At 61.0% G+C, this 25,564-nt stretch carries 29 protein-coding genes; 15 read left to right on the top strand and 14 right to left on the bottom strand.

Translation table 11 applies throughout. The annotated features are described in order from the left end of the window. Window positions 1-83: 83 nt before the first annotated feature. On the bottom strand, window positions 84-836 hold the full coding sequence (locus ACT54B_RS11230; protein ID WP_476044957.1) for a hypothetical protein: 753 nt from the start codon (window positions 834-836) through the stop codon (window positions 84-86). 127 nt (window positions 837-963) lie between these two features. Here ACT54B_RS11230 and ACT54B_RS11235 point away from each other — a divergent pair, with 127 nt between their 5' ends. After that, the gene (locus ACT54B_RS11235) at window positions 964-1,275 is read left to right on the top strand and encodes a hypothetical protein (RefSeq protein WP_476044958.1); all 312 of its coding nucleotides are present in this window, start codon (window positions 964-966) and stop codon (window positions 1,273-1,275) included. 165 nt (window positions 1,276-1,440) lie between these two features. Here the strand turns inward: ACT54B_RS11235 and ACT54B_RS11240 are convergent, their stop codons facing one another. The 4 genes from ACT54B_RS11240 to ACT54B_RS11255 form a co-directional block, all read right to left on the bottom strand. Then, complete coding sequence (locus ACT54B_RS11240; RefSeq protein ID WP_476044959.1) at window positions 1,441-2,049, bottom strand: transglutaminase-like cysteine peptidase; 609 nt, start codon at window positions 2,047-2,049, stop codon at window positions 1,441-1,443. Between the two features lie 162 nt (window positions 2,050-2,211). Then, on the bottom strand, window positions 2,212-2,469 hold the full coding sequence (locus ACT54B_RS11245) for a hypothetical protein (protein ID WP_476044960.1): 258 nt from the start codon (window positions 2,467-2,469) through the stop codon (window positions 2,212-2,214). 51 nt (window positions 2,470-2,520) lie between these two features. Then, window positions 2,521-3,135 (bottom strand): PilZ domain-containing protein, encoded by a 615-nt coding sequence (locus ACT54B_RS11250; RefSeq protein ID WP_476044961.1) that lies wholly within the window; start codon window positions 3,133-3,135, stop codon window positions 2,521-2,523. A gap of 117 nt (window positions 3,136-3,252) precedes the next feature. After that, the gene (locus ACT54B_RS11255; protein ID WP_476044962.1) at window positions 3,253-3,855 is read right to left on the bottom strand and encodes a PAS domain-containing protein; all 603 of its coding nucleotides are present in this window, start codon (window positions 3,853-3,855) and stop codon (window positions 3,253-3,255) included. Window positions 3,856-4,142: 287 nt separating this feature from the next. On the opposite strand from ACT54B_RS11255, the gene ACT54B_RS11260 reads away from it, so the two are divergent. Further along, window positions 4,143-4,907: a rhomboid family intramembrane serine protease gene (locus ACT54B_RS11260; RefSeq protein WP_476044963.1), complete on the top strand. Its 765-nt coding sequence runs from the start codon at window positions 4,143-4,145 to the stop codon at window positions 4,905-4,907. 113 nt (window positions 4,908-5,020) lie between these two features. Continuing rightward, window positions 5,021-5,455 (top strand): CBS domain-containing protein, encoded by a 435-nt coding sequence (locus ACT54B_RS11265; protein WP_476044964.1) that lies wholly within the window; start codon window positions 5,021-5,023, stop codon window positions 5,453-5,455. A gap of 25 nt (window positions 5,456-5,480) precedes the next feature. Here the strand turns inward: ACT54B_RS11265 and ACT54B_RS11270 are convergent, their stop codons facing one another. The 3 genes from ACT54B_RS11270 to folE all read right to left on the bottom strand — a co-directional run bounded on the left by ACT54B_RS11270 (window position 5,481) and on the right by folE (window position 7,742). Next, window positions 5,481-6,440, bottom strand: coding sequence for a patatin-like phospholipase family protein (locus tag ACT54B_RS11270; RefSeq protein WP_476044965.1), 960 nt, complete (start codon window positions 6,438-6,440; stop codon window positions 5,481-5,483). 198 nt (window positions 6,441-6,638) lie between these two features. Further along, window positions 6,639-7,106: a phosphoribosyl-AMP cyclohydrolase gene (hisI, locus tag ACT54B_RS11275; RefSeq protein ID WP_476044966.1), complete on the bottom strand. Its 468-nt coding sequence runs from the start codon at window positions 7,104-7,106 to the stop codon at window positions 6,639-6,641. A 21-nt stretch (window positions 7,107-7,127) separates the two neighbouring features. Continuing rightward, complete coding sequence (gene folE, locus ACT54B_RS11280) at window positions 7,128-7,742, bottom strand: GTP cyclohydrolase I FolE (RefSeq protein WP_476044967.1); 615 nt, start codon at window positions 7,740-7,742, stop codon at window positions 7,128-7,130. 322 nt (window positions 7,743-8,064) lie between these two features. On the opposite strand from folE, the gene ACT54B_RS11285 reads away from it, so the two are divergent. The 4 genes from ACT54B_RS11285 (at window position 8,065) to ACT54B_RS11300 (ending at window position 12,177) form a co-directional block, all read left to right on the top strand. Next, window positions 8,065-8,505: an iron-sulfur cluster assembly scaffold protein gene (locus ACT54B_RS11285; RefSeq protein WP_476045594.1), complete on the top strand. Its 441-nt coding sequence runs from the start codon at window positions 8,065-8,067 to the stop codon at window positions 8,503-8,505. 13 nt (window positions 8,506-8,518) lie between these two features. Beyond that, a complete protein-coding gene (gene yidD / locus ACT54B_RS11290; RefSeq protein ID WP_476044968.1) occupies window positions 8,519-8,890 on the top strand; it encodes a membrane protein insertion efficiency factor YidD in 372 nt (123 codons plus the stop codon). A 275-nt stretch (window positions 8,891-9,165) separates the two neighbouring features. Then, window positions 9,166-11,145, top strand: a complete 1,980-nt coding sequence (thrS, locus tag ACT54B_RS11295; protein WP_476044969.1) for a threonine--tRNA ligase — start codon at window positions 9,166-9,168, stop codon at window positions 11,143-11,145. 195 nt (window positions 11,146-11,340) lie between these two features. After that, entirely contained in the window at window positions 11,341-12,177 is an 837-nt protein-coding gene (locus ACT54B_RS11300) for a lysophospholipid acyltransferase family protein (RefSeq protein WP_476044970.1), read from the top strand. Here ACT54B_RS11300 and ACT54B_RS11305 read toward each other — a convergent pair. Both ACT54B_RS11305 and ACT54B_RS11310 read right to left on the bottom strand, forming a co-directional pair. Further along, entirely contained in the window at window positions 12,174-12,563 is a 390-nt protein-coding gene (locus tag ACT54B_RS11305) for a GFA family protein (RefSeq protein WP_476044971.1), read from the bottom strand. The genes ACT54B_RS11300 and ACT54B_RS11305 overlap by 4 nt on opposite strands. A gap of 2 nt (window positions 12,564-12,565) precedes the next feature. Further along, window positions 12,566-13,501, bottom strand: coding sequence for a hypothetical protein (locus ACT54B_RS11310; protein WP_476045596.1), 936 nt, complete (start codon window positions 13,499-13,501; stop codon window positions 12,566-12,568). Window positions 13,502-13,763: 262 nt separating this feature from the next. Between ACT54B_RS11310 and ACT54B_RS11315 the strand changes: the two genes are divergently transcribed. Beyond that, complete coding sequence (locus tag ACT54B_RS11315) at window positions 13,764-14,345, top strand: nitroreductase family protein (RefSeq protein WP_476044972.1); 582 nt, start codon at window positions 13,764-13,766, stop codon at window positions 14,343-14,345. Next, entirely contained in the window at window positions 14,345-14,953 is a 609-nt protein-coding gene (locus tag ACT54B_RS11320; protein ID WP_476044974.1) for a flavin reductase family protein, read from the top strand. Before ACT54B_RS11315 ends, ACT54B_RS11320 begins: the two co-directional genes overlap by 1 nt. Here ACT54B_RS11320 and ACT54B_RS11325 read toward each other — a convergent pair. Next, window positions 14,902-15,819, bottom strand: coding sequence for a hypothetical protein (locus tag ACT54B_RS11325; RefSeq protein ID WP_476044975.1), 918 nt, complete (start codon window positions 15,817-15,819; stop codon window positions 14,902-14,904). The genes ACT54B_RS11320 and ACT54B_RS11325 overlap by 52 nt on opposite strands. Window positions 15,820-16,060: 241 nt before the next feature. Between ACT54B_RS11325 and ACT54B_RS11330 the strand changes: the two genes are divergently transcribed. Next, window positions 16,061-17,188, top strand: a complete 1,128-nt coding sequence (locus tag ACT54B_RS11330) for a DUF2336 domain-containing protein (protein ID WP_476044976.1) — start codon at window positions 16,061-16,063, stop codon at window positions 17,186-17,188. Between the two features lie 12 nt (window positions 17,189-17,200). On the opposite strand, the gene ACT54B_RS11335 is transcribed toward ACT54B_RS11330, so the two are convergent. Further along, a complete protein-coding gene (locus tag ACT54B_RS11335) occupies window positions 17,201-17,956 on the bottom strand; it encodes a carbonic anhydrase (protein WP_476044978.1) in 756 nt (251 codons plus the stop codon). A 205-nt stretch (window positions 17,957-18,161) separates the two neighbouring features. On the opposite strand from ACT54B_RS11335, the gene ACT54B_RS11340 reads away from it, so the two are divergent. Continuing rightward, the gene (locus tag ACT54B_RS11340) at window positions 18,162-18,620 is read left to right on the top strand and encodes a GNAT family N-acetyltransferase (protein WP_476044979.1); all 459 of its coding nucleotides are present in this window, start codon (window positions 18,162-18,164) and stop codon (window positions 18,618-18,620) included. Here the strand turns inward: ACT54B_RS11340 and ACT54B_RS11345 are convergent. Next, window positions 18,598-18,876, bottom strand: coding sequence for a hypothetical protein (locus ACT54B_RS11345; RefSeq protein ID WP_476044980.1), 279 nt, complete (start codon window positions 18,874-18,876; stop codon window positions 18,598-18,600). The genes ACT54B_RS11340 and ACT54B_RS11345 overlap by 23 nt on opposite strands. Window positions 18,877-19,172: 296 nt before the next feature. Further along, window positions 19,173-21,242: a DNA topoisomerase IV subunit B gene (parE, locus tag ACT54B_RS11350; protein ID WP_476044981.1), complete on the bottom strand. Its 2,070-nt coding sequence runs from the start codon at window positions 21,240-21,242 to the stop codon at window positions 19,173-19,175. Window positions 21,243-21,466: 224 nt separating this feature from the next. Between parE and ACT54B_RS11355 the strand changes: the two genes are divergently transcribed. The 4 genes from ACT54B_RS11355 to ACT54B_RS11370 all read left to right on the top strand — a co-directional run bounded on the left by ACT54B_RS11355 (window position 21,467) and on the right by ACT54B_RS11370 (window position 25,503). Beyond that, complete coding sequence (locus ACT54B_RS11355) at window positions 21,467-22,342, top strand: alpha/beta hydrolase (protein ID WP_476044982.1); 876 nt, start codon at window positions 21,467-21,469, stop codon at window positions 22,340-22,342. An 86-nt stretch (window positions 22,343-22,428) separates the two neighbouring features. Beyond that, window positions 22,429-23,199 (top strand): triose-phosphate isomerase, encoded by a 771-nt coding sequence (tpiA, locus tag ACT54B_RS11360; RefSeq protein WP_476044983.1) that lies wholly within the window; start codon window positions 22,429-22,431, stop codon window positions 23,197-23,199. A 92-nt stretch (window positions 23,200-23,291) separates the two neighbouring features. Next, complete coding sequence (secG, locus tag ACT54B_RS11365; protein ID WP_476044984.1) at window positions 23,292-23,732, top strand: preprotein translocase subunit SecG; 441 nt, start codon at window positions 23,292-23,294, stop codon at window positions 23,730-23,732. A gap of 142 nt (window positions 23,733-23,874) precedes the next feature. After that, a complete protein-coding gene (locus ACT54B_RS11370; RefSeq protein WP_476044985.1) occupies window positions 23,875-25,503 on the top strand; it encodes a CTP synthase in 1,629 nt (542 codons plus the stop codon). The last annotated feature ends 61 nt before the right edge of the window (window positions 25,504-25,564 follow it).

The following is a 25,564-nucleotide window of genomic DNA, read 5'->3' on the forward strand; positions in this document are numbered from 1 at the left end:
ACTGCCGCTTGACTGGAACGCTATCGGATTAGCGTTACCAATCGGTTTATGTTTAATGATCGGTTCTTCTCACCACGCGCATTTTATCGATGTGCGCCCGAGGGTTGGCTGACGCGATCGCCGATGTAGTCGGTCACGGCGCGATCGATTTCCCGCCATTGGGGAAGGAGATTGCTGGAAAAGCGGTAGAGCACGGACAGGTCGTTGCCGACCACGATATCGCGCTGGCAATCCCCGCCCGTCGCGCCGGCATCGGCGCCGGGAAGGATGCAGCGAACCGCATATTCCGGCTCGTCTCCACGAGGCGCTGTCAGCAGCACGTCATCCTGATAGCCGGCCTCCGGCTTGAACCGATGCAGGGTCAGGCCGCTCCCGAAGGCTTCCGGCTGACCGTCGAAATAATGGCTATAGATCGGCTGGATGCGCCCGGACATGTCGCGCGACATGACGGACTGGGTCATCTGCAGGAAGATCAGCGAACGGCTTCCCGAAACATTGTTAAAACGGGCGGAGTCCTCGCGGGAATAGCCTTCCATCGTCGGCCAGGCGAGGTAGAGATCCACCCGTTCGGCTGTGCCGGAATGACGCTGCGTATCAAAACGGATCACGTTGGCCGGAACCATCAGCCGGTCCCGGCCGATGTCTATGGTCACGATTTCGCGGCTATCCGTATGTCCGGCCAGGGTGATGCGCTTGCCAAGCCAGTGTCCGCCAAACACGAGCATCAGCGTCAGGGAGGCCATGATTCCGAGATAAATCAGGGCGCGTAGGAGAAAGCTGTTGGAAATCAGCGGTTCTTCCTCGACTTCGGCCGTCGCCTGCATGCTAATCGTCATCTGTCTCTCGCAATCGCTTCGATGGGCGGTTCGGGCGTCTCGGGTCAGGCTTGACCTCGTGGCGCGCCGGCACGGCACTTGCACTGGAATCGATGCATCGAGACTCTGCAAATATGGTTAACAACACATGAACCTGATCGATCTGGTGGCCCATGCCCTGATGGGTTTTCTCGTTTCCCTGCTGATGGAGGATTGCCTGCGCCTGTCGCTCGGCTTTTGCTGGCCCGTCCAGGAACCCGGACTAAGGCTGGAGCTCCGGCCCTTGCCCTGGCTGCTGACGCTCCTTGCGGGGCCGGCGCTGCTCTACGATGTCGCGGCGGTCTGGGCCCGGCAGGGCCGGGCGCGGACGGGCGATCTTGTGGCCGCAGGATTCGTTCTGGTGCTCTGGTCCGGGAGTTACGGCCAGTGCGTCGTGAGCCTGGCGCGGCTTTTGGCCTGAAAAGAAAAAGCCGATCCCGGGGACAGTCGGGATCGGCTCAATGGCTCCGGTCGGGGGACGGGTGCGGGGGACTGACCGGCTTGCCATCCTGCGCCAGCCCGACGGCATCGGGACGGTGCAAGGGGGGTGCCAGTGCCGGGCAGGGGCCGGCACCAGCGAAAAAACTTACTGACCGACGCTGCCCACCACGGTGGCCCGGCCGTCCTGGATCTTGTCCCAGCTGGCAAAATTGTTCACCGACTGGCGCTTCAGGTAGCGATAGGGTGTTTCAGACCAGAGGAGGACCTTGTTCTGCATGTTGTCGAGAATGAAATCGCCCCGGTCGGTGCGGACCGTCAGAACCGCATGGCCTTCGCCATTCGGCTGAAGGACAACCGCAATCAGCAGGTCGGAAGGCGAGAAGCCGGCCTTGATCAGCTCCTTGCGCTTTTCCAGCGCATAATCCTCGCAGTCGCCCACATCCGTGGGGTAGGCCCATTTCTCTTCGACGCCATAAATGTCCTGGTCAGTCATCGGTACGACCGTGGAATTGACCTTGTAGTTCACCTTGAGGATCTGTTTCCAGCTTGCTTCCGTCAGCTCGATCGGACCAACATCCGAATAGGTCTGGTCGCATTCACCCGGATTGTCCTTGCAGAATTCATAGGCACCGATCGGCGGGTTGGCGCGGCCGATGACGTTCATCGTGGCTGGAGTTGCGTGGGCCATGCCAGCAGAAACAAGCGTGAAACCCAGTACGGCGATGCAGTTCTTGATTTTTGTTTTTGTTGTCATCGTTGTTCTCCCCGATTGAGAGCACAATGACACGGATGTTTTTATTCCTCGCGAAATTTCACGTTCAAATGAAGTACAAATGCGCGCTTAACTCTATTATAGTTTGAATTTGACTTGAATTAAACTTTCGGAAAATTTGCGGAAAATGCGAGGCGTAATCGACTAAAACACCGATAAAAAGCCCGTAAAATTGTCTGAGTTTAGGAAAAACATGTTTTTTATCAGTGGCTTGGTTGGCATCACTGCAGATGTTTTTCGGTCGGCTGGGGCGATGCCGTTTCGCGTTGCGACAAGTATAAATTGAATAAAATGCGGCATAAAACATATTTTAATATCAATTCTTCGCGTCGCACCGGTTATGGCGCAAAAATATCCTGAATCTTTTTTCGGAGAAGGGCGATTTTTCTTGGTCGAGCCCATGAAAAAACCCGCCTTTCGGCGGGTCGGTGGGATTGATCTGATCGGTTGCGGTTACAGGAATTCGCGCAGCGTATCTTTCGATTGTACCGAGGCGAACTCCATCGCGACGCCTTCCATAAAATGGCGAACGATGCGGCCCTTCATGTTGCCCAGCTGGACGGCTGTGCCGATCGGCGGACGGTATTCCACGTCCAGGGCGGCCCCGGACAGCGAGAGGTCCATGATCCGGCAGACATAGCGACGACCGTCGTCGAGCAGCAACTCGGCACGGGTGTCGCGGGGCGTCAGGCGGTCATGGCGGCGATCTTCGGGCAGCCCGAGTTCATGCTTGTTGGCAATCCAGGTAAGCTGGGCGGCCAGCTTTTCGCGCTTGCGCTCCGAGGCGACGATGCTCATGACGAAGCCGCCGTGAACCAGATGCAGCACGGTGCCCTCGATGCGGCCGAGGTGGTCGATATAGGCAATCACGCGTTCGCCGGCGGAGGGTTTTCCGCGGCAGGTGATGAGGGTGTCGCCGGGAGACATTTCTGCTGCAACGCATTCGAACTCATCGTAGTTCGCAAGCATGAGGCGGCCAGGAAGATTGACCGTAACACGCTGAAACGACCGCGTTTCAGGCGGGCGCTGCGCGGCTGCGGAGTGGAATGTGGCCGAAAACGATTGCATAGACGTCTTCTTGCTGTTGCGTTTGCACAGACAATAAATATCCCCGGTTAAAAGTTCGTGTTTCGGTTGGGGTGAAGATTGATTCTTCTCAACCTCTAAAACTTTCGCCGCCGCGGCTTAAGCAATTGTGTTTCCGCGCTTACTGCCTTCGAAACCCATGATCCGTTTCAGGATGGTGAAGATGCCGTCATCGCCATTCTCGACTGGAAACGGGTCAATCTGCTCCTGTTCCGGCCGCAGCGGTTGTACCTCCCTGATGTACAGATTCTGGAGGGGGGAGAGGATACGCGAAGGGTTGCGGTTCACCGGCGAAATCACGCCCAGAACAAGCCGGAGATCCTGATCCTCCTCGATGATCGGCAACAGAACCATTTCCAGATCCAGGGGATCCCTGTCATCGGGGCGCGGAGACAGCGCAAGGATGCAGGGGCGCAACCGGTCGGCGACGCCATGCACCATCATCTTCAGCTTGTGTTGCTGGTCTTCGGAAAAAAGGGCCGCGAAGGATTGCTGACGCAATTCCTTGCCCATCAGGGTGCAGACCCGCGTTCCCGCGAGCCGGAAGAGGGGTGTACCGACCTTGTCCCTTTGCAGGATGAAGAGATCCGGAAGCAGGCTCGAGATCGAGCCAGGCTTCAGGGCGGCGCGTGTGGGTGCAGGGTCCATCCCCCGGAGTTCATTCCAGTAGCTGACGATGGCCCTTGAGACTGCCAGTTTCATTCTGCCTGTCCTCTCTTGATACGCCCGGCCTGCCGTAATGACCGGACGCAGGGCATGGAGCGAGAACCGTGCCACGAAAGGACCGTTAAGGTTAACAAAGGGTTGACGTTGCCGGGTCGGCCGATTGATGGCAGAAGCAGATCCAGCACATCTGAAGACACGCGCTTCAGCACTCGACTATCGGGAGCGGGCATGCCCGGGGGACCCGGAAGCCGTTCGGTGAAAACCGGACGGCTCTTTTTTTATCCGCTCGCAGAAAAAACCAAATCCGCAGTAAGCTCCCCCTCATGACCGAATCGCAAGACCTGCCGGAAAACCGGCTTCCCCAACCCGAATATCCCCGACGTGAACGGGCCATCAATGTGCCCGGGCCGCTCCTCGCCATCATCCTGTTCATGGCCGCTGTCTATGTGGCGCAAGCCTATGTGCTTCGTCCGGCCGTGGCCAACTGGATCGACTGGGAGTTCGGATTCATTCCGGCGCGCTATGTTCATCCGCTGACAATGGATGATCCGGCCTGGTTGTGGACGCCACTGACCTATTCCTTCCTCCACGGGAGCATGGAGCATCTGATTTTCAACTGCCTGTGGCTGGCCTGTTTTGCGACACCTGTCGCGATGCGGATCGGCACGGTTCGCTCGGCCGTCTTCTGGGTTGTTTCGGCGGTGGCATCGGCCGGCTTTTTCGCCGTCCTCCACTGGGGCGAAGTGCAACTGGTGATCGGGGCATCCGGCGTGATTTCCGCCTTCATGGGGGCGGCCTGCCGATTCGCCTTTCCGCCGCGCGGCATGCGCTTTTCGAGGCGCCCGGTGTTCGCCTATCCGCTCCTGTCCGTAAGCCAGGTGCTGGCAAGCCGGCCGGCGGTGAGCTTCCTCCTGGTCTGGCTCGCGGGCAACGTTCTTGTCGCTTTCGGCCTGCCGATTCTCGGGAATGCCTCGGCCGCGGTGGCCTGGGAGGCCCATATCGGTGGTCTGGTCTTCGGATTTTTCGCCTTCCCGTTGTTCGAGCGCTCTTCCTGGGAAGCGCCTGCGCCACCAGTTAACGATCTCTAAAAACAATCTATTGCATTCACGGGCGAGGACAGGCACCATTCCTTGACCGGATCTGGGAGGACGGTCTGCTGGCCGTGTGATCCGGACGTTGCATCTTCTAAGGGAGGAAGCGAATGTCTGTATCTGTAAAGTCTATTCTCGACCAGAAGGGCCGTGACGTCGTCACCACCGGCCCGAATACGACAGTCGGGGATACGGCCCGCATTCTGCATGAACGGAAAATCGGTGCCATCGTGATCGTCGGAGTGGAAGGCAAGATAGCCGGGATCTTTTCCGAGCGCGACGTGGTCAGTGCCATCGCCAAACATGGCACGCAGGCCCTCGACATGCCGGTTGCCACCGCCATGACCTCCAACGTCCATCGTTGCACCGAAGACCATACGGTCAACCAGCTTATGGAAATGATGAGCAGCCGCCGTTTCCGGCACGTGCCGGTGGAAAAGGAAGGCAAGCTGTCCGGGATGATATCGATCGGGGACGTGGTGAAATCCCGCATTCGCGAGATCGAGCAGGAAGCCGAGCATATCAAGGCTTACATCGCCGGTTGAAAGACCCGCGATGTGGAAACCTTCGTCAACGGGCGAAGGTTTCCTGAAGTCGCTTGAGTTCGGCGATCTTGGATCGCCCTTCTTCATAACCGCGCTCGATGGCTTCGCCGGCCCGGTGGAATTCCGACAGGCCAATATCGTTGAGACGAGGCAGCAGGGCGAGATCCGGCGGATCGCCGGCAAGGCGTGCGCGGGATATCCGGTCCTGAATAATGTTGAACGCCTGCACCATGACGCCCGTGAGACCGAGACGCATGTCGCTGGTCTTTGCCGGAGCGGGTTCCTGCGTCTGCACGCTGGCACTGTGCTTGACCACTGCGGAGCGTCCATACAGATCGTAGTGCAGGTTGACCGCAACCACGAGCGGCTCTTCATGGGCGCGGCAGACCGAGACCGGGACCGGATTCACGATGGCGCCATCGATCAACGTACGATTGTTGCAGGTGATCGGCTCGAAAATGCCGGGGAGGGCGTAGGAGGCCCTGAGCGCGGTGATCAGCGAACCATTGGTGATCCAGACCTCGTGGCCCGTGTTCACTTCGGCTGCAACCGCCACGAAGGGGCGGTCCAGATCTTCGATGTTCAATCCTTGCAGATGCTCCTGCATCCGGCGGGTCAGGCGCATGCCGCCGAAAAGGCCGCCGCCGCCGATGGTGAAATCGAGCAGGCCTGCGATGCGCCGCATGGTAAGGGAGCGGGCAAAGGCTTCCAGTTCATCCAGCTTTCCGGCCAGATAACAGCCTCCGACAAGGGCACCGATGGATGTGCCGGCAATCATGCCCACTTCTATTCCCGCCTCGTCGAGCGCCCGCAGCACACCGATATGGGCCCAGCCGCGAGCTGCACCGCCGCCAAGCGCAAGCGCGATGCGGGTGCGTGGCTTCTTCGGCGCAACGGGCGGCGAGATATCGGCGGCCGGCGGGCTGGGGCCGATCGGATCGAGTGTCGGCGTTGCGTTGGACCTGTGCAAGTTCCAGTTCAGCATGATCATTTTCCCCTGGCTGAACACTCCTCGCCCCTATGAAGCGCCCGTTCCGGTTTCAAATTGGTTTAAGCCGCTACCACTCTTCCATGCATGTAATGCGGTACACTGCGCTTTCAACGCAGCGGCCCGGATAAGGTTCTGGAATATAACGAGTATTTATTTCAAATTGTCCGGACGGCCGTTGCAGACCGGATTCGACTATCTGGAAACGTCTTTAACGCTTCCATAAACGGTCGCCGGATCGAAGTGCCTCTTGTCGTCGGCAATGGTGAGTTGCGGGCCGTCCGCGCCTGCCGATACGGTGCGGTAGAAGCAGGAGCGGCGTCCCGTGTGGCAGGTCGCATCATGGCCGGCCACCGTTACCTTCAGCCAGACAGCGTCCTGGTCGCAATCCGTGCGGAAATCCATGACCTTCTGCAGGTTTCCTGACGTCTCGCCCTTCTTCCAGATCATGTTGCGCGAGCGGCTGTAATAGTGGGCAATGCCCGTCTCGAGCGTCAGCGCCAGCGCTTCTGCGTTCATATGGGCGACCATCAGCAGTTCGCCGTCGGTGAAGTCCGTGACCACGGCGGTCACGAGCCCGTTCCGGTCAAATTTCGGCGTGAAGGCGCCAGCACCTTCCAGCACGGCCTTGTCGGCCGACGGGGCGGCGAAAGAGGTCGTCATTTTTCTGTCCTGCAGTCGGTTTCAGCGGTTGCGAACCATCATCATGAAGCGCGCCTGCTCGGCGGCGTCGGACTTGAAAGCACCGGTGAAGGTGGATGTGAGCGTGGTGGAACCCTGCTTCTGCACGCCTCTCATGGCCATGCACATATGCTCGGCCTCGATCAGCACGGCCACACCACGGGGACGAAGGGTTTCGTCGATCGACTTTGCGATCTGCGCAGTCATGGTTTCCTGGGTCTGGAGACGGCGGGCGTAGATCTCGACGACGCGCGCCATCTTGGAAAGGCCCAGCACTCGCCCGTCCGGCAGATAGGCGATATGCGCCTTGCCGATGATCGGCACCATGTGATGTTCGCAGTGGGAATAGAAGGGAATATCGCGCACGAGGACCATCTCGTCATAGCCCGCGACTTCCTCGAAGGTGCGTCCGAGAACGTCCTCGGCGGCGAGGTCATAACCGCCGAACAGCTCCCGATAGGCTTTCGCGACCCGGGCGGGCGTGTCCAGCAGGCCCTCACGGCTCGGGTCGTCACCGGCCCAGCGCAGCAATACGCGAACGGCGTCTTCGGCTTCCTGTTGCGTCGGGCGGCCCTGGTCGGCTGCGCCCCGCGGGAAGTTCTTGATGATTGCATCCATTCGTCTGTTGCCTCCTGATCCGCCGGGGCGGACCGTGCTGTCCTGACCGCAAGCCATTCCAAAAACGCAAAATCCGGGCATCGCCCTTGTCGGGTGGCCCGGCGTATCACGCTTTCCGGTGTTGGCCGGCACCACGCTTGTTCACTCTGCTCATGTCGCCTGCTTATGCGAAAGACCATTGTTTTTTCGTGACCGGCACACGACCTAACATATAGTATGGAGGAAGGCACGGAAAAGAGCTGGAAAACGACACGCTCTGTTTTTCTTTTGAAGCGCTTCGGAAGCAAGGGTTTTCGCGGGGCGCAGGATACGGGACTTGTCCATGGACGACATCTACAACACAAAGATTCTCGAATTTGCCGGCAATATTCCCCTGACCGGGGCCATGCCGGATGCGGATGCGGCCGCCGATGCCCATTCGAAACTCTGCGGCTCCCGGGTGAAGGTCTATGTGAAGCTCACGGGCGATACGGTTTCAGCCTTCTCGCATGAGGTGAAGGCCTGTGCGCTCGGCCAGGCCTCCTCGTCGATCATGGCGCGGCATGTAGTGGGCGCAAAGGTGGACGAGGTGCGCAAGGCGCGGGCGGATATGCTCGCCATGCTGAAGGAGGGCGGCGAGGGGCCTGAGGGTCGTTTCGAGGACATGCGTTTCCTGAAGCCCGTCAAGGATTACAAGGCGCGCCATGCGTCCACGATGCTGACCTTCGATGCGGTGGTGAAAGCCATCGACGAGATCGAGGCCAGACGCGCCGTTCCGGCCTGAGGATACGGACACAATGTGCAATGCTCCGGAATGTCGGCACGAGACGCCCGGCCCGTCCAAGCCGACCCGGCGGGGCCGCAACTGGTCCGGCCCTTTCGCCAGGACACCCGACCGGCTTTTCGGCATGGGTTTCATCCGCCTCTACCAGTTGACCCTTTCCAGCCTCATCGGCAACAGTTGCCGGCATATGCCGACCTGTTCCGAATTCGGCTACGAGGCGATAGCCCGCCACGGGCTCTGGGCCGGCGGCTGGATGACCTTCTTCCGCGTCACACGCTGCGGGCCCGGCGGAACGTCCGGTTTCGATCCCGTGCCCGAACGTCTGGCGGAGCGGCAGGTGTGGTGGAAGCCGTGGAGCTATTGGCGGCAGGGTACGACCGGCTAGCCGGGTGTTTCATGGTTATCTCCCCACCCCGGGACGCAAAATTCGCGGACGTTTTGAAAATCGCCTGAAATGACATGGGCAGATTTCCGTCTCCGTCCGCGGTGATCGTCGCGTTCCCGACAACCGCTCTTGCGCTTGACTTCTGGCAGGGCTGAGGCAAGCCGCTTCCTTTACTTGAGCGTCAAATCATACTAAACCCGCCCCGTTTCCGGGGCCTGGTGCCCCACCGCAGACCACCCGCATTCGTTGGCGGGACTGGATCAAGGAGTTTGAAGATGTCCGAAGCTGTTTCCCTCACATTTCCCGATGGTTCCGTCAGGCAGTTTGCGCCGGGGACGACTGGCCGCGAAGTGGCCGAGTCGATCTCGAAGTCGCTTGCGAAGAAGGCGCTTGCCTTTGCCGTCAACGGTACCGTCCAGGACCTTGCCGATCCCGTATCCGAGGGAAAGGTGGAGATTGTCACCCGCACCGATCCGCGCGCGCTGGAACTGATCCGGCATGACTGCGCCCACGTGATGGCCGAAGCCGTGCAGGAGCTGTGGCCCGGCACGCAGGTGACCATCGGTCCGGTCATCGACAACGGCTTCTATTACGATTTTGCCAAGGACGAGCCCTTTACGCCCGAAGATCTGCCCAAGATCGAAAAGCGGATGAAGGAAATCATCCAGCGCAACAAGCCCTTCACCAAAGAGATCTGGTCGCGCGACAAGGCGAAGGACGTCTTTGCCTCCAAGGGCGAGAAGTACAAGGTGGAGCTGGTCGATGCGATTCCGGAAGGGCAGGACCTGAAGATCTACTATCAGGGCGACTGGTTCGACCTCTGCCGCGGTCCGCACATGGCCTCGACAGGCCAGATCGGTACCGCCTTCAAGCTGATGAAGGTGGCCGGCGCCTATTGGCGCGGCGACAGCAACAATCCGATGCTGACCCGCATCTACGGTACGGCCTGGGCCGAGCAGGAAGACCTCGACAACTATCTGCACGTGCTCGCGGAAGCCGAGAAGCGCGATCATCGCCGCCTGGGCCGCGAAATGGATCTCTTCCATTTCCAGGAAGAAGGGCCGGGCGTGGTGTTCTGGCACGGCAAGGGCTGGCGCATGTTCCAGTCGCTGGTGTCCTACATGCGCCGCCGGCTCGAGGGTGACTATCAGGAAGTCAACGCGCCGCAGGTGCTGGACAAGTCGCTCTGGGAAACCTCCGGTCACTGGGGCTGGTATCGCGACAACATGTTCAAGGTGACGGTTGCCGGTGACGAGACCGACGACGAGCGTGTCTTCGCGCTGAAGCCGATGAACTGCCCGGGTCATATCCAGATTTTCAAGCATGGCCTGAAGTCCTATCGCGAACTGCCGATCCGCCTTGCGGAGTTCGGCGCCGTGCACCGCTACGAGCCCTCCGGCGCGCTGCACGGGTTGATGCGTGTGCGCGGCTTCACGCAGGACGATGCGCATATCTTCTGCACCGACGAGCAGATGGCGGCCGAGTGCCTGAAGATTAACGATCTCATTCTCTCGGTCTATGAGGATTTCGGCTTCAAGGAAATCGTCGTCAAGCTGTCGACCCGTCCGGAAAAGCGCGTCGGCTCCGACGATCTCTGGGATCGCGCCGAGCGCGTGATGATGGACGTGCTGAAGACCATCGAGGAGCAGTCTGGCGGGCGCATCAAGACCGGCATTTTGCCGGGCGAGGGCGCGTTCTACGGTCCGAAGTTCGAATATACGCTCAAGGATGCCATCGGCCGTGACTGGCAGTGCGGCACTACGCAGGTGGACTTCAACCTGCCGGAGCGCTTCGGCGCCTTCTACATCGACCAGAATTCGGAAAAGACCCAGCCGGTCATGATCCATCGCGCCATCTGCGGTTCGATGGAGCGCTTCCTCGGCATTCTGATCGAGAACTTCGCCGGCCATATGCCGCTCTGGGTCTCGCCGTTGCAGGTGGTGGTCGCGACCATCACGTCCGAAGCCGATGCCTATGGCCAGGAAGTGGCCGATGCGCTGCGCGATGCCGGGCTGAACGTGGAAACCGATTTCCGTAACGAGAAGATCAACTACAAGGTCCGGGAACACTCGGTCACCAAGGTTCCGGTCATCATCGTCTGCGGAAAGAAGGAAGCGGAAGAGCGCTCGGTGAACATCCGTCGACTCGGTTCGCAGGCCCAGGTTTCGCTCTCCCTGGAGGATGCCATCGCCGCGCTGAAGGACGAGGCAACCGCCCCGGACCTGAAGCGCAAGGCCGCAGCCCGCCGGGGCTGAGACAAGGTTCGGATCGTCTGAACGGAAATCGAGGCGAAATGCACAGATTTCCGTCAGAAATCCGTAACATTGCTTAGTTATCATCTCCGCAAATGGAGTATGATGGTAATCAGTATGATCATCAGCGAATGCAGGCGGCGGACCGGGGATCGGACCGCCGCACATCAAGGGGGCGGGCACTAGGCCCGGACGAAGGTGCGGTTCAAGGAACTTTCCTACGCGAACGAACGGGATCCCAGGCTGAAGCGCTGGATTATCCGGACGATTGAGGGGTTGTCGGGCCGTGACCGCTTCGTCGACCTCTACGAGACCTGGAGGGATCAGATCGTCGCGCGGGGTGATCGTGTCTTCGGGCAGATGCTCGAGCTCATCGACGTCAAGATGCATGTGAACGGACAGTGGCCGCCGCAGGATCTTTCCGAAAACCCCGTCGTTATCGTTGCCAATCATCCCTATGGCATTGGCGATGGCATTGCCGTTCTGGCGCTTGCCGAACAGCTTGGTCGTCCCTTCCGGGTTCTCATCAACAACGAGCTTCTGAAGGTGCCGGAAATGGCACCCTATTCGCTTCCCGTGTGTTTCGAGGAAACCAAGGAAGCGCTTGCCATGAACATGCAGACGCGCAATGAGGCCGTACGCCTTCTGAAGGAAGGGGTCACCATCGTGGTCTTTCCGGCGGGCGGCGTTGCAACGGCGAAAAAGGCCTTTGGCAAGGCGGAAGACCTGCCCTGGAAGATTTTCACCGCCAAACTGGTCCAGGCGGCCAAAGCGAATGTGATTCCGATCTATTTCGAGGGGCAGAATGGCCGGCTCTTCCATCTGGTGAGCCGCTTCTCCCTCACGCTGCGGATTTCGCTGCTTATCCGCGAATTCCGTCGCCTGTCCGGATCGATGATCAATTCAACGGTGGGCAGCACGATCTACTGGGAAGAGCTGAGCCGCATGGCGGGCAGGCAGGAAATTCTGACCTATCTGTATAATGCCGTGTTCTCCCTCGCTCCCACGGGACAGCGACGGGTTGCTGCGGGCTAGTCATCGACCGTCACATGCCACCATCGCGGCCGTGAACCGCGATAGGAATGGGACTTCGGCTTGAGCGGCAGATGATGCGGCGTGTCGAAACAGCCGGTCAAGAGAGCGATCACGGGTGCGTCATCGACTGCGCCGAGCGAAGAGCCGCATCGGGGGCAGAAAGCGCGACTGGATCGGGCCGAGGACCGGTAAAGTGTCGGCGCGCCGCCGTCTCCCGTCCAATGCACCCGCTGCCGATCAAATTCCACCCAAACGGCCGTGAGGGCGCCCGTGGCGCGCTGGCACATGCGGCAAGAACAGCTATGCGGAAAGCCCGGCTCTCCTTCCGCGGTGAAGCGGATCGATCCGCAGAGGCAGCCACCGGTCCATAAGCGCTGCCCAGCCATGGTTAGTCCGCCACGAAAGCCTGATCGCCATTCGGTCGGTGCAGGGTCTGGCTGGTAATCACTTCGACATCCACGTTCTCGCCCGCGACCACCTTGAAATCCTTCTGGTAGATCTTGTCCTTGTTCTTTGCGACCGCGGTATACTGGCCTTCAGCCAGGATGACGGTGGGGAAGGGGCTGACGCTTTCCGCCAGCGTATCGCCGGCGGAGGTCAGAACCGACCAGGCCGTATCGGCCAGGGCCTCGCCGCCCTTGTCGGAGACGAGCTTCAGGGTGATCTGGGCCGCGCGATGCTGCAAGGTTGCCTTGGTCAGGCGGCCGGCCTCCACCTGGATGTCGGCGCGAATGATGGCGTTGATATCACCGTAATTCGAGACGATGTGGTAGGTACCGGCGTTAAGACGGACCACCTCGTTCGGGCTGACATCGTCCATGACCAGGCCGCGCTCTCCGTCTTCCTTGATATCGGTGGAATAGATGGTGAAGCTGAGATCGTCGGCCGGAATGCGCCGATCGGTGCCGGAGACGGCGTTGAGCAGAAGCCCGCCGGCATCCAGCACCAGGGACTGCCGATCCACTTCCCCGACCATGGGCACCTTCAGACGCTTGGTCACGCCGGCGCGCCCGAAGGCCACGTTGACAAAATAATCACCGGGGGCCAGCTGGAAGGTGGAGGATCCTCCGGTGGCGGTGGCAACCAGCGGCAATTTTTCGTCCGGACCGGCATTGGGGCTGAAAATGCTCCAGATCAGGCCGTCTTCCACTGGCTTGCCGTCAGCCTTCAGCTTCGCCTGCAGTTTGACGGTCTTCAGCATGGCGGCTGGCGACAGCGGGTCGTTGGTTGCCGAGAAGGCGTTGAGCTTCGGCATCTTCGCCACGCCATCGAGTTGCTGAAAAGCGTTGAGGGAATCGTCCGGCGCCTCTCCCCCGCCCGCCATGCTGCCGACGGACTCGCCGCCTGTGCCGCCATCGGGGGTACTCAGCGAACCCGCATCCTGGGCGTGGGCGCTGCCCATCCAGCCAAGCATGGCCAGGAGAAGAAGAAGGCTCCGGAGAACCCGTGTAAGTCTCGACATGTGCGATACCCGGTTGACATCTGTTGCGCGCCGCTTCACTTCAAAACGAAGCCCATGGCAATTTCAAGACCCGCCTCGCTTCTGCGCGGAGTCTTTCCCTGCAACAAACCCCGATGGATGCCCCATGACTGAAAACCAGGCCCTCAAGGATTATCTTTCCGTTCGTCGGTCGATCCCCGCTTTCCAGATGCGCGAGCCCGGGCCTTCGCGCGCGGAAATCGAGGAGCTGCTCCGGCTCGCCTCGCGCGTTCCCGATCATGGAAAACTGGCTCCCTGGCGTTTCATCGTCTATCGCGGCGAGGAGAGGGCGCGCATTGGCGAGGCGCTGCTGGCCTTGCGTCTGGCCGTAGAGCCGGGACTGAGCGACGAACTGATCGCGGTGGAGAAAACCCGGTTTACCCGGGCGCCCGTCGTGGTCGCCATCGTCAGCAAGGCCGCACCGCATGCAAAGATTCCCGAATGGGAGCAGGTGATGTCTGCAGGGGCGCTTTGCCTGAATACGCTGCTTGCCGCCAATGCGCTTGGCTATGTGGCCAATTGGCTGACGGAATGGTTTGCCTTCGACAGCCGGGCCTATCCGCTGCTCGGCATCCATGCCGGTGAGAAAGTCGCCGGATTCATCCATATCGGCTCGACCGATTTTCCGGCTGTCGAACGCCCAAGGCCGGAGCTTGCGGACACGGTCACCTGGGTCGGTGGGGACTGATGCGATTTTATGAGACGTCCGGCAATCGCCACGGCCTCCGGCACGATCCGTTCAAGGCGATCGTGTCGCCGCGACCGATTGGCTGGATCGGAACCCGGGGTCGCGACGGTTCGCGCAATCTCTCTCCCTATTCCTTCTTCAACATCGTCTCGGATCAACCGAAGATCGTGATGTTTGCGGCCGGGGTCGGGAAGGATTCGCCGCGAAATGCTGCAGAAACGGGCGAATTCACGGTCAGCATGGTCAGCCGGGATCTGATGCGCGCCATGAACGAATCCTCGGTCGCCGTGCCCTATGGGATCGACGAATTTGCCATCGCCGGACTGACCCCTGTGGCTGGAACGCTCGTTGCGGCTCCCTTTGTGGGGGAGGCGCATGCGGTGCTGGAATGCAAGGTCACCCAGGTGCATGCGCCAACGGGATTATCCGGCGAGCCCGCCGATACGGTCATCACGTTCGGGCAGGTTGTGGGTATCCATCTGGATGAGGCAATCATCCGGGACGGCCGTATCGATATGGGGATCGTACGCCCTATCGGACGGCTCGGCTATATGGATTACTGCGACGGCGGCGATGTCTTCGAAATGCTTCGCCCCAAGGCACCCTGATCGTTTCGTGCCTTTGGCGGTGCGGCCCGCTGCACTGTTCTGAGGGCGCGAAGAGCGCGCTTGCCGTCAGAGGGATCCGCCTGCTGGAGGACAGCCTGCGCCGCAGCGAGTTCTTCTTCGCTCGGGATGAAACCGTGGTTGATCGCGGTTACCTGCCGGGGCGAGAGTGCGAATTTGCCGGTAAATCCGTCGGCAGCCGCTTCCGCCACGTCTCGCATCAGGCGATCCGGCCCCCACAGGCCGGACGAGGCGTCGATGGCCTCCAGGCCTGCCGTGGCGGCTGCATTCAGCACCGAAACCCGCGCCATGCGGAAGCCGTCGGTCAACGAGCCTTCGGAATCGAACATGCGGTGCGCGCCGACATGCTCCCGAAAAGCCTCCGCATCCCAGCCAAGGGCCATCAGGCGACGGGAAAGCCCGGCGAAGTTGCGCTCGAAGCCATGGCCGAGCACGCAGGCAAGACGGGTGACGCCGTCTTCCAAGTCGTTCAGGGCCTCATGAACGGCGAGCAGAACATCCATCTCCTGAACGTCGCGCGGATCCTTCAGATGAAAGAGAATGCCAGCCGGCTGCGCGGGCATGAGAATTTCCAGAAGCTGATCGGTGATATCGTCCATTTCAGGCAGCAGAAAGAAGACTGCGGGCGCACCCCCGTTTTCGGAACCAGGCTCGGCGTGCAAGAGAAACTGCACGAGCGTTTCGGCGGCGACCGGGCGGCGGACGGCACTCAACGACGCAAGATCGAAGGCCACGATGTCGGCGCCGCTCCTGAAACCGGCAGCGATTGCGGCCTCCTCGAGCGAGGGAATCAGCAGCCAGGATCGGGTGAGGAAATCCACGGGGAGGCCGTTCGGGGGCAGGGTCATCCGGTTCCATGTCTCCTTGCGGGCCTTCCGGCCAAGACGGGATTCCAGTCCGGGAATCGTAAGAAAGCCATTCTAGCCGCGATTTGCGGCAATTTCTGCGCAGGATTGAGGGAAAGGCCGGCGATCGCGGTGGCTATTCTTTATATTCTTAATGAACGTAGTTAACCAATCGTAATCCATTCATCGCTAGGCTGCCTCAAGGGTTGAATGCAGTGATCATTCACGTTGTGGGGCAGTATCCGTGATTGTACAGGCTTTTCTCAAGTGGTCGGAAACGGCAAGGGTTGCAGATCGCGCCAGGGCGGCCAATGCGCTCGGGCGCGCCTATCTTCGATCCACCATGGGAGAGGAGGAAAAGCGGGCTGCCATCATGGCGATGACCTATCTGCTGGACGATCCGTCCCCCAAGGTGCGCCTTGCGCTCGCCGAAGCCCTCGCCGATTCGCCCAACGTGCCGCGCACGCTGGTGCTGTCGCTTGCCGAAGACCAGCCCGAAATTGCCGCAACCGTGATCACCCAGTCTCCCGTGATTACCGATGACGATTTCGTCGAGCTTGCCGCGCGCGGCGACAGCCTGCGCCGCAGCCTGATTGCCTCGCGCCGGTCGGTTTCGGTGATTGTTTCGGCTGCGATTGCCGCAGTCGGCGACGAGCCCGAAATCCTGCTTCTGCTCGAAAATCCCGAACACCAGTTCGCACCCGCGGCATTCCGGGAGATCGCGCGCCGCCATGGCAGCAGCGCGGAGGTTCGGAGCCTGCTCCTCGAACGCGACGATCTTCCAGCGGATGTCCGCCATATGTTGATGCAACACGTCAGCGAGGCGCTCGCGGCCTTCGATTTCGTACGCTTGACCGTTGGGGAAAAGCGTGTCGAACGCATAGCCCGTGAAGCGGCCGATACCGGCACCCTCACCATCGCTGCCGATGCGGACGAGCGCGATATTCCGGCGCTGGTGGAGCATCTTCGTGCCGGTTGCCGGCTCACGCCTGCCTTTCTCATGCATGCACTTTGTGCAGGACGCATCGATTTCATCGCCTGTGTGCTGGTCAATCTGACCGGCGTCGAGGAGCGGCGTGTACGCTCCGTGCTGTCCAACGGGCGGATGCATGCGGTGCGCGCCCTGTTCGAGGCGGCAGGCCTTCAGCGCGATATCAGCGTCGTTTTCGTCGAAGCCGTCTTCCAGTTGCGCAAGGCGGCCCGGGGAACCGGTGCGGTTACCATTGCCGCCGCCCTTCTCGCGGTCTTCCGCAAGCAGGGGGCCGCCCGCAGCGCCGCCAGCGACCTCCTGGAAATGGTCGAGAAGCTGGCCATCATGGAAGAACGCGCCAGAGCACGGAGTTTTGCCGTTCAGGTCGCCTGCGCGGCCTGAGCCTTTCCCGCCTTATTTGATGTCTTCAACGACAAGCCGGTTGTTGAGCGGCTGGATCGGCCGCGCATTCATCGGGAAGAGCTGCTTGAACTTCTCGATCTGGGCCATCGAAGCCTCGATCGGATTGCGCATCTCGAACCAGTTCACCCCTTCCGAGCAGGGCGGCGTGGTGAGGGAACCCATGAAGCGGAAATAGGTTTTTTCCTTTGGCAGGAAGGACTCAAGATCGGTCTTGACGTCGATCAGGCGCTTTGTCTTGCCGGCTTCGGCCGGACCATCCCAGAAAATCCGCTCCAGCGCCGGGCTGACGCCGCCTTCCTTGATCAGCACGCCCACGACGGCAAGATTGCCATCTTCATCCTTGTGGACCAGATGCAGCTCCAGCGGGAAGCTTTCTCCGGCAATCTGATATTCGCTCGGCGTGTGGAAGTGAAACTGCACGAGCTGGTAGGTGTGGTCCTCAATGGTGATCGAATAACCATAGGGCACGTTGACCTGCATCGTATGGCCATTGTTGACCACTTCGGTGGGGATTTCTCCGTAATCGAATTTGATCGAGGGCAGGTCGGCCTTGATATGCGTGACGAGATCCACCGGCGATTGCTGCTGGCCGAGCTCGCAGGCCTCGAAAGAGTGGTCGAGCTTTGCCCAGTGCTGGGGGCCTTCCTCGCCTTCGTAGGTCCAGTGGGGCGTATTGCTGCCCATGCCGACGGATGCAGTGGTGGCGAGCAGCAGCAGGCTGCTGGCAAGAATGGCGAAGGGACGCATGGAACAGGCCTCGGATCACACTTGCGCAATCATTGCACGGACGAAAACATCACATTCCGCGAGGCTCGCAAAAACCGGTCAAGAATCCGTTAAAACATGCGAATGTCATTACGTATCCCCCTAAATGGCATCGGGGGCAAGGGGCTTGACCGCAACGGCAGCCTCGGAAACAGTCGCATGATCCTTCACGATACATGTGCCCGCAATGACCGTTACGATCCAGCCTGAACCGCCCAGACAACCCGGCGTGCTACGCCTGCTCGAAATGTCCGATGCCTATGCGGCGTCGCTCTATCCTGCGGAAAGCAACCACATGCTCGATATTCGTTCCCTGGAACAGCGGGAGGTGACCTTTCTGGTTGCGCGGCAGGGTGATGTGGTTCTCGGCTGCGCCTCGCTTGTCGACGCCGGCGACGGGACAGCGGAAATCAAGCGCATGTTCGTGGATCCGGAGGCCCGGGGGCTGAAGCTCGGCCGTCGGTTGCTGGAAGCCCTCGAGGCGATCGGTGTGGAGAAGGGCCTCGGCGCCATCCGTCTCGAAACCGGGATTTACCAGCCGGAAGCCCTCGGCCTCTATCGCGCCTTCGGCTACCGGGAGATCGGCCCCTTCGGCAGCTATCAGCCCGACCCGCTCAGCGTCTTTATGGAGAAGAGTCTGGCCTAGACCCGTCCTTTTGCGTTTCCGACGTATCGGCGAGCGGAAGGGCTTTCAGGGCCTCCGACGAAATTTCCGGTGGGAATGTGTCCGCCGGATTTTTCTCCGGGACCGCGATGATGACGGGCGGTGCGACGTGTCTTTCATCTGGGCGCTTGGGGTGGGCAAACAGGCGCGCCGTTCCATAGAGCGTCAGAAACGGCAGGACCACGAATAGACCCTTTATCCAGTCCGGCGATGCCATGTAAATTTGTGTGAAGTCCATTGGCTTTCTCCCTTGGGGTAAAGTCACCGGAAGCCTCGTAAGGCAACCGGTGACCGGGAGCTCAAAAAACCGCACACATACGGTCGCCCCGGTTTTTAAACCGAAGTTCTGGACATGACCGAGGCCTCCCGGCCGCACCGGCCAAGACGCTCATGGGTTCGGGACGAAACTATCAAGCGTCGCCTACCCAATCACAAGGAGGCTATCACGAAAATTGGATCAGTCAAATCTTTATTAGATTACACTTCTTTTCTCGCGCCTCTTGTCGGACGGGCAGGCGGGGTCACCGCCGCCCGTCAGATGTCCAGGTTGTCCGCGAAGGCCGCGCGGTCCTGGATGAAGCGGAAGCGGGCTTCCGGCTTGGTGCCCATCAGGGCATCCACCGCATCGCGGGTACCTTCGAAATCGGCATCGTCGATGGCGACCTTCAGCAGCGTGCGGTTGGCGGGGTCCATGGTCGTTTCCTTCAACTGCGCCGGCATCATTTCGCCGAGGCCCTTGAAGCGGCCGATTTCCACCTTCTTGCCCTTGAAGACCGACGCCATCAGTTCGGCACGATGGGAATCGTCCCGGGCATAATAGGTCTTGCCCCCGCCCGTCATGCGATAGAGCGGCGGGACTGCCAGATAGAGATGGCCGCCCCGGATCAGCTCCGGCATTTCCTGATAGAAGAGCGTGATCAGCAGCGAGGCGATATGCGCGCCGTCCACATCCGCATCGGTCATGATGATGACGCGCTCGTAGCGGAGGTCTTCCTCGCGATACTTGGTGCGGGTGCCGCAGCCGAGCGCCTGGATGAGGTCGGCGATCTGCTGGTTGGCGGAGAGCTTTTCGCGCCCGGCACTCGCCACGTTCAGGATCTTGCCGCGCAGCGGCAGGATGGCCTGGTTGGCGCGGTTGCGGGCCTGCTTGGCGGAACCGCCTGCCGAGTCGCCCTCGACGATGAAGAGTTCTGCGCCTTCGGCCGTGTTCTGCGCGCAGTCGGCGAGCTTGCCGGGGAGGCGCAGCTTGCGCACCGCCGTCTTGCGGTTGACTTCCTTTTCCTTGCGGCGGCGCAGGCGCTCTTCGGCGCGCTCGATCACCCAGTCGAGCAGCTTGGCCGCTTCCGCCGGATTGTCCGCCAGATAGTGATCGAAGGGATCGCGCAGCGCATTTTCCACGATGCGCTGGGCCTCGACGGTCGCCAGCTTGTCCTTCGTCTGGCCGACGAATTCCGGTTCGCGGATGAAGACCGAGAGCATGCCCATGGCCGAGATCATCACATCGTCGGTAGTGATCTGCGCGGCGCGCTTGTTCTGGATCAGCTCGGCATAGTTCTTCAGGCCCTTGGTAAGCGCGATGCGCAGGCCCGCCTCATGGGTGCCGCCTTCGGGCGTCGGGATGGTGTTGCAATAGGAATGGATCTGCTGGTCGCCGCCATACCAGGTCACCGCCCACTCGATCGCACCATGGCCGCCGGTCTTCTCCGACTTGCCGGCGAAGATTTCGCGGGTGACGGTGAAATCCTTGCCGAGATTGGCCTGGAGATAATCCTTGAGGCCGCCGGGGAAATGGAACACCGCCTTTTCCGGCACTTCGGAGCCTTGCGGCAACAGGTCGGGATCGCAGGCCCAGCGGATTTCGACGCCGCCGAAGAGATAGGCCTTGGACCGGGCCATGCGGAAAATGCGGCCCGGATCGAAGCGGGCATGCTCGCCGAAGATCTGCTTGTCGGGGCGGAAGGTCACCTTCGTGCCGCGCCGGTTATGGACGTCGCCGAGTTCCTGCAGGCCCGTTTGCGGAATGCCGCGCGAGAAGGTCTGGCGGTAGAGCTTGCGGTTGCGGGCGACTTCCACTTCCACGAAGTCGGACAGCGCATTCACCACCGAAACGCCCACGCCATGCAGACCGCCCGAGGTTTCATACGCCTTGCCGTCGAATTTGCCGCCGGCATGCAGCTTGGTCATGATGACTTCGAGCGTGGAGACGCCCGGCACCTGCGGATGGTTTTCCACCGGCATGCCGCGCCCGTTATCGGTGACGGAGAGGAAGCCTTCCTTGTTCAGATACACTTCGATGAAATTGGCGTGGCCGGCCACGGCCTCGTCCATCGAATTGTCGATCACCTCGGCGAAAAGGTGATGCATCGCCTTTTCGTCCGTGCCGCCGATATACATGCCGGGACGCATGCGCACCGGCTCCAGTCCCTCGAGAACCCGGATGGCAGAGGCATCGTAGCTGTCACCGGAGGGTGACGCGGGCGCTGCGGGTGCGCGCGGCGCTTCCGCCTTTGCGGGCTTTGGGGTCACGGGGTCAGCCTTTGGGCTCTGGCTCTCCCGCCTCGGTTCCGGGGGGATGGAGGAGAAGAGATCGTTGTTATCGTCCATGGGCCAATCGGTTCTTCACAGAATGCAGGGGGTGATGCGCCTGCCTTCTAGGATAGTCGGAATTTCACCGCAATCGTTCGAAGGCTGCGAATCGCTTGTCGGATACTGGCAGATTCCGCATTTGTTCGCGATGGACGCCGCCGTGGAATTGCCCCCGGCCCTTGCGATTTCCACTATTTGCGTGCCATTAGCCGGCAGATTTTGCGGTCCGGAGGGCTCCTGCCATGCTGAAACGTTCCCTTGCAGCCTGCCTTGTGCTGCTGTCCGTGGCTTCGGATGTGGCCCTTGCTGCCGAAAACGGTCCGCTTGCCCCCTTCAAGGACGAGCTTTTCTCCACCCAGACGGTGATGGAAAGCCGCGACGGCGGCGATTACGAGGTCATCGATTATCAGGAGATGCGGGATATCAACGGGCGCGACGAGGAGCCGGAGCGGCGCGTCAAGCGTGCCTGGGTGGATCTTGCGCCGCGCAGGATGCAGGCGGACGAGGCGGTCGCGCTTCCCTCGGGTCCCCTTGAGGTAACACGGGTCGGCGCGGCGGAAGGGGCGAGTTTCACCGTCATCTTCATCCATGGCCGCGACGGGGATCGCCGGCTCGGCTCCAACGATTACCGCTTTGGCGGCAATTTCAACCGGCTGAAGAACCTGGCTGTAGAAAATGGAGGCGTCTACTACGCGCCGACGATCCGGCATTTCGATACGGATGGCGTCCGTCAGGTGGCGGAACTCATTGCGGCAACCAAGGCGGCGAGCGGCGGCAATCCGGTCATTCTTTCCTGTGCCTCCATGGGCAGCTTTCTCTGCTGGGGCATTACCCGCGAGGCGGATGCGGTGGCCAATCTGAAGGGCATGCTGATCATGGGCGGGGCGCCGGATCCGGATTTTTTCAAGAGCGCCTTCTTCAAGTCCAAGCGTCCGCTGTGGTTTACCCATGGCGGATCGGACAAGGTCTATAGCGCGAAGGATCAGGCGGCGATCTACGACAAGCTGCATGCCAAGGGCTATCCGGTGCGCTTCACGCTCTACAATTCGGGCTCGCACGGAACGCCGGTGCGGATGACCGACTGGCGCCGGGTGCTGAACTGGCTGCTGACGCGCTGAGCGCCTATCCGGAATGACAAGGCTTCGCTTCCCTTTTCGCAAGGCTTTTGCTAGGGGAGGCGGCACCATTTGAAGGATGAGGACCGATGACACCTGACGTTAAGCCGCTCGTGGCTGGCAACTGGAAAATGAACGGCGTTCGCAACTCCCTCGACGAGCTGAAGGCGATGGCCGCTGGCGTCCAGGGGGACTTGAGCGAAAAGGTGGAAAGCCTCATCTGCCCGCCGGCGACGCTGCTCTACGTGGCGACCGCGCTCTCAACCGACAGCCCGCTGATGATCGGCGCGCAGGATTGCCACACCAAGCAATCCGGCGCCCATACCGGCGACATTTCCGCGGACATGATTGCCGATTGCTTCGGCACGCATGTGATCGTCGGCCATTCCGAGCGTCGCACCGATCATGCCGAATCGGATGAACTGGTGTCGGAAAAGGCGGCGGCTGCCTGGTCGGCCGGCCTTGTCGCCATCATCTGCATCGGCGAGACCGAGGCGCAGCGCAAGGGGGGCGAGACGCTCGACGTGCTGAAGCGCCAGCTTGCCGGCTCTGTTCCCGACGAGGCAACCGCCGAGAATACCGTGATTGCCTATGAGCCCGTCTGGGCGATCGGCACCGGCCTGACCCCGACGGCCGGCGACGTGGCCGAGGCCCATGCCTTCATGCGCAGCGAGCTGAAGGCGCGCTTCGGCAAGGAAGGCGAGGGGATGCGCCTGCTCTATGGCGGTTCGGTAAAGCCGGGCAATGCTAAGGAGTTGATGGGCGTTGCCAATGTGGACGGCGCGCTTATCGGTGGGGCGAGCTTGAAAGCCGCCGACTTCCTTGCCATCTACAATGCTTATGAAGAATTGCTGGCCTGAGGGCGGCAGGGGGCTTGGAATAAGCCCCTGCCTCCTGTAAAGAGCCCGCAAAACGACTTTCGCCCCGCATGACGGGGCAGGATTGGACACCCATGCAAACCGTATTGCTTGTCATCTATCTCATGGTGGTGATCGCGCTGATTGGCGTGGTTCTCATCCAGCGCTCGGAAGGCGGCGGTCTCGGCATCGGCGGCGGCTCCGGCTTCATGTCGGCGCGCGGCACGGCCAATGCGCTGACCCGCACCACAGCGATCCTCGCGACGCTGTTCTTTGTGCTGGCGCTCGGTATGGGCATCCTGGCCAAGTACGAGGCGAAGCCGACCGACATTCTGGACAGGATCCCGCAGGGCGCCGGCCAGAACGGCGTTCTCGACCAGCTCGGCGGCGAGAAGGCGCCCGCGGCACCGGCAACGAACGGCCAGGCGGCTCCGGCTGCGCCCGCAGCGCCCGCCACCAACGGTCAGGCTGCTCCTGCCGCTCCGGCCCAGCCGGCGGCACCCGCCGACAAGTCCGGCGTTCCCACGGGCCAGTGAGGTCCCTGAACATCACCCCGTCCGGCAGGCCAAAAGCCTGCCGGATTTCTTTTGTGCAGACGTCAGCATCCACAGGTCTTCGGCAGAAATGTCGTTTCGGGGGCTGGCGGAATCAATTCGGAAACGGTAATCGGTGAAGCCCATGGCGCGATATGTATTCATCACTGGCGGCGTGGTTTCCTCCCTTGGCAAGGGGATCGCGGCCGCAGCTCTTGGCGCGTTGCTGCAAGCCCGAGGCTATCGGGTTCGCCTTCGCAAGCTTGACCCCTACCTGAACGTCGATCCCGGCACGATGTCTCCCACGCAACACGGCGAAGTGTTCGTGACCGATGACGGTGCCGAGACGGACCTCGATCTCGGTCACTACGAACGCTTTACGGGGCGTTCCGCGACCAAGAGCGACAACATCACCACCGGGCGGATCTACAAGAACATCATCGACAAGGAACGCCGCGGCGACTATCTCGGCGCGACCGTTCAGGTGATCCCGCACGTCACCAACGAGATCAAGGATTTCGTCACCGAGGGCAACGAAGACTATGATTTCGTGCTCTGCGAAATCGGCGGCACGGTCGGCGATATCGAGGCGATGCCCTTCATGGAGGCGATCCGCCAGCTCGGCAACGATCTGCCGCGCGGCACGGCCGTCTATGTCCACCTGACCCTGATGCCCTATATCCCGGCTGCCGGGGAACTGAAGACCAAGCCGACCCAGCATTCGGTGAAGGAACTGCAGGCGCTTGGCCTGCGTCCCGACATCCTGCTGGTGCGTGCGGACCGGGAAATCCCGGAAGCGGAACGCCGCAAGCTCTCGCTCTTCTGCAACGTCCGTCCGTCCGCCGTCATTCAGGCGCTCGACGTTGCGAATATCTATGACGTGCCGATGGCCTATCACAAGGAAGGTCTCGACTCGGAAGTGCTGGCCGCTTTTGGCATCGAGCCGGCGCCGAAGCCGCGTCTGGATGCCTGGCAGCAGGTTTGCGAGCGCATCCACAATCCGGAAGGCGAAGTCACCATCGCCATCGTCGGCAAGTATACGGGCCTCAAGGACGCCTACAAGTCGCTCATCGAGGCGCTGCATCACGGCGGCTTTGCCAACCGGGTGAAGGTGAAGCTGGAATGGATCGAGTCCGAGATCTTCGAAAAGGAAGATCCGTCGCCCTATCTGGAAAAGGTGCATGGCATTCTCGTTCCCGGCGGCTTCGGCGAGCGCGGATCGGAAGGCAAGATCGCGGCGGCGAAATTCGCCCGTGAGCGCAAGGTGCCCTATTTCGGCATCTGCTTCGGCATGCAGATGGCCGTCGTGGAAGCAGCCCGTCACCTCGCTGGCATCGACAATGCCTCGTCGACCGAATTCGGCCCGACCAAGGAGCCGGTGGTCGGCCTGATGACCGAGTGGGTCAAGGGCAACCAGCTGGAAAAGCGCAAGGCATCCGGCGATCTCGGCGGCACGATGCGCCTCGGCGCCTACACGGCTGCGCTCAAGAAGGGCACCCGTATCGCCGACATCTATGGCTCCACGGATATTTCCGAGCGCCACCGCCACCGCTACGAGGTGAATGTGGACTACAAGGAGCGGCTGGAGCAGTGCGGCCTGCTGTTCTCGGGCATGTCGCCGGATGGCGTGCTGCCGGAAACGGTGGAGTATCCCGATCACCCGTGGTTCATCGGTGTTCAGTACCATCCGGAACTGAAGAGCCGGCCGCTCGAACCGCATCCGCTCTTCCAGAGCTTCATCTCCGCCGCACTCGAACAGAGCCGGCTGGTGTGACAATCAGGGGCAGGGTCCGAAAGGGTCCTGCCCTTTTTGCTGGCGCTTGTGATAGCGTCAG

Source organism: Gellertiella sp. DMC107 (assembly GCF_056313605.1).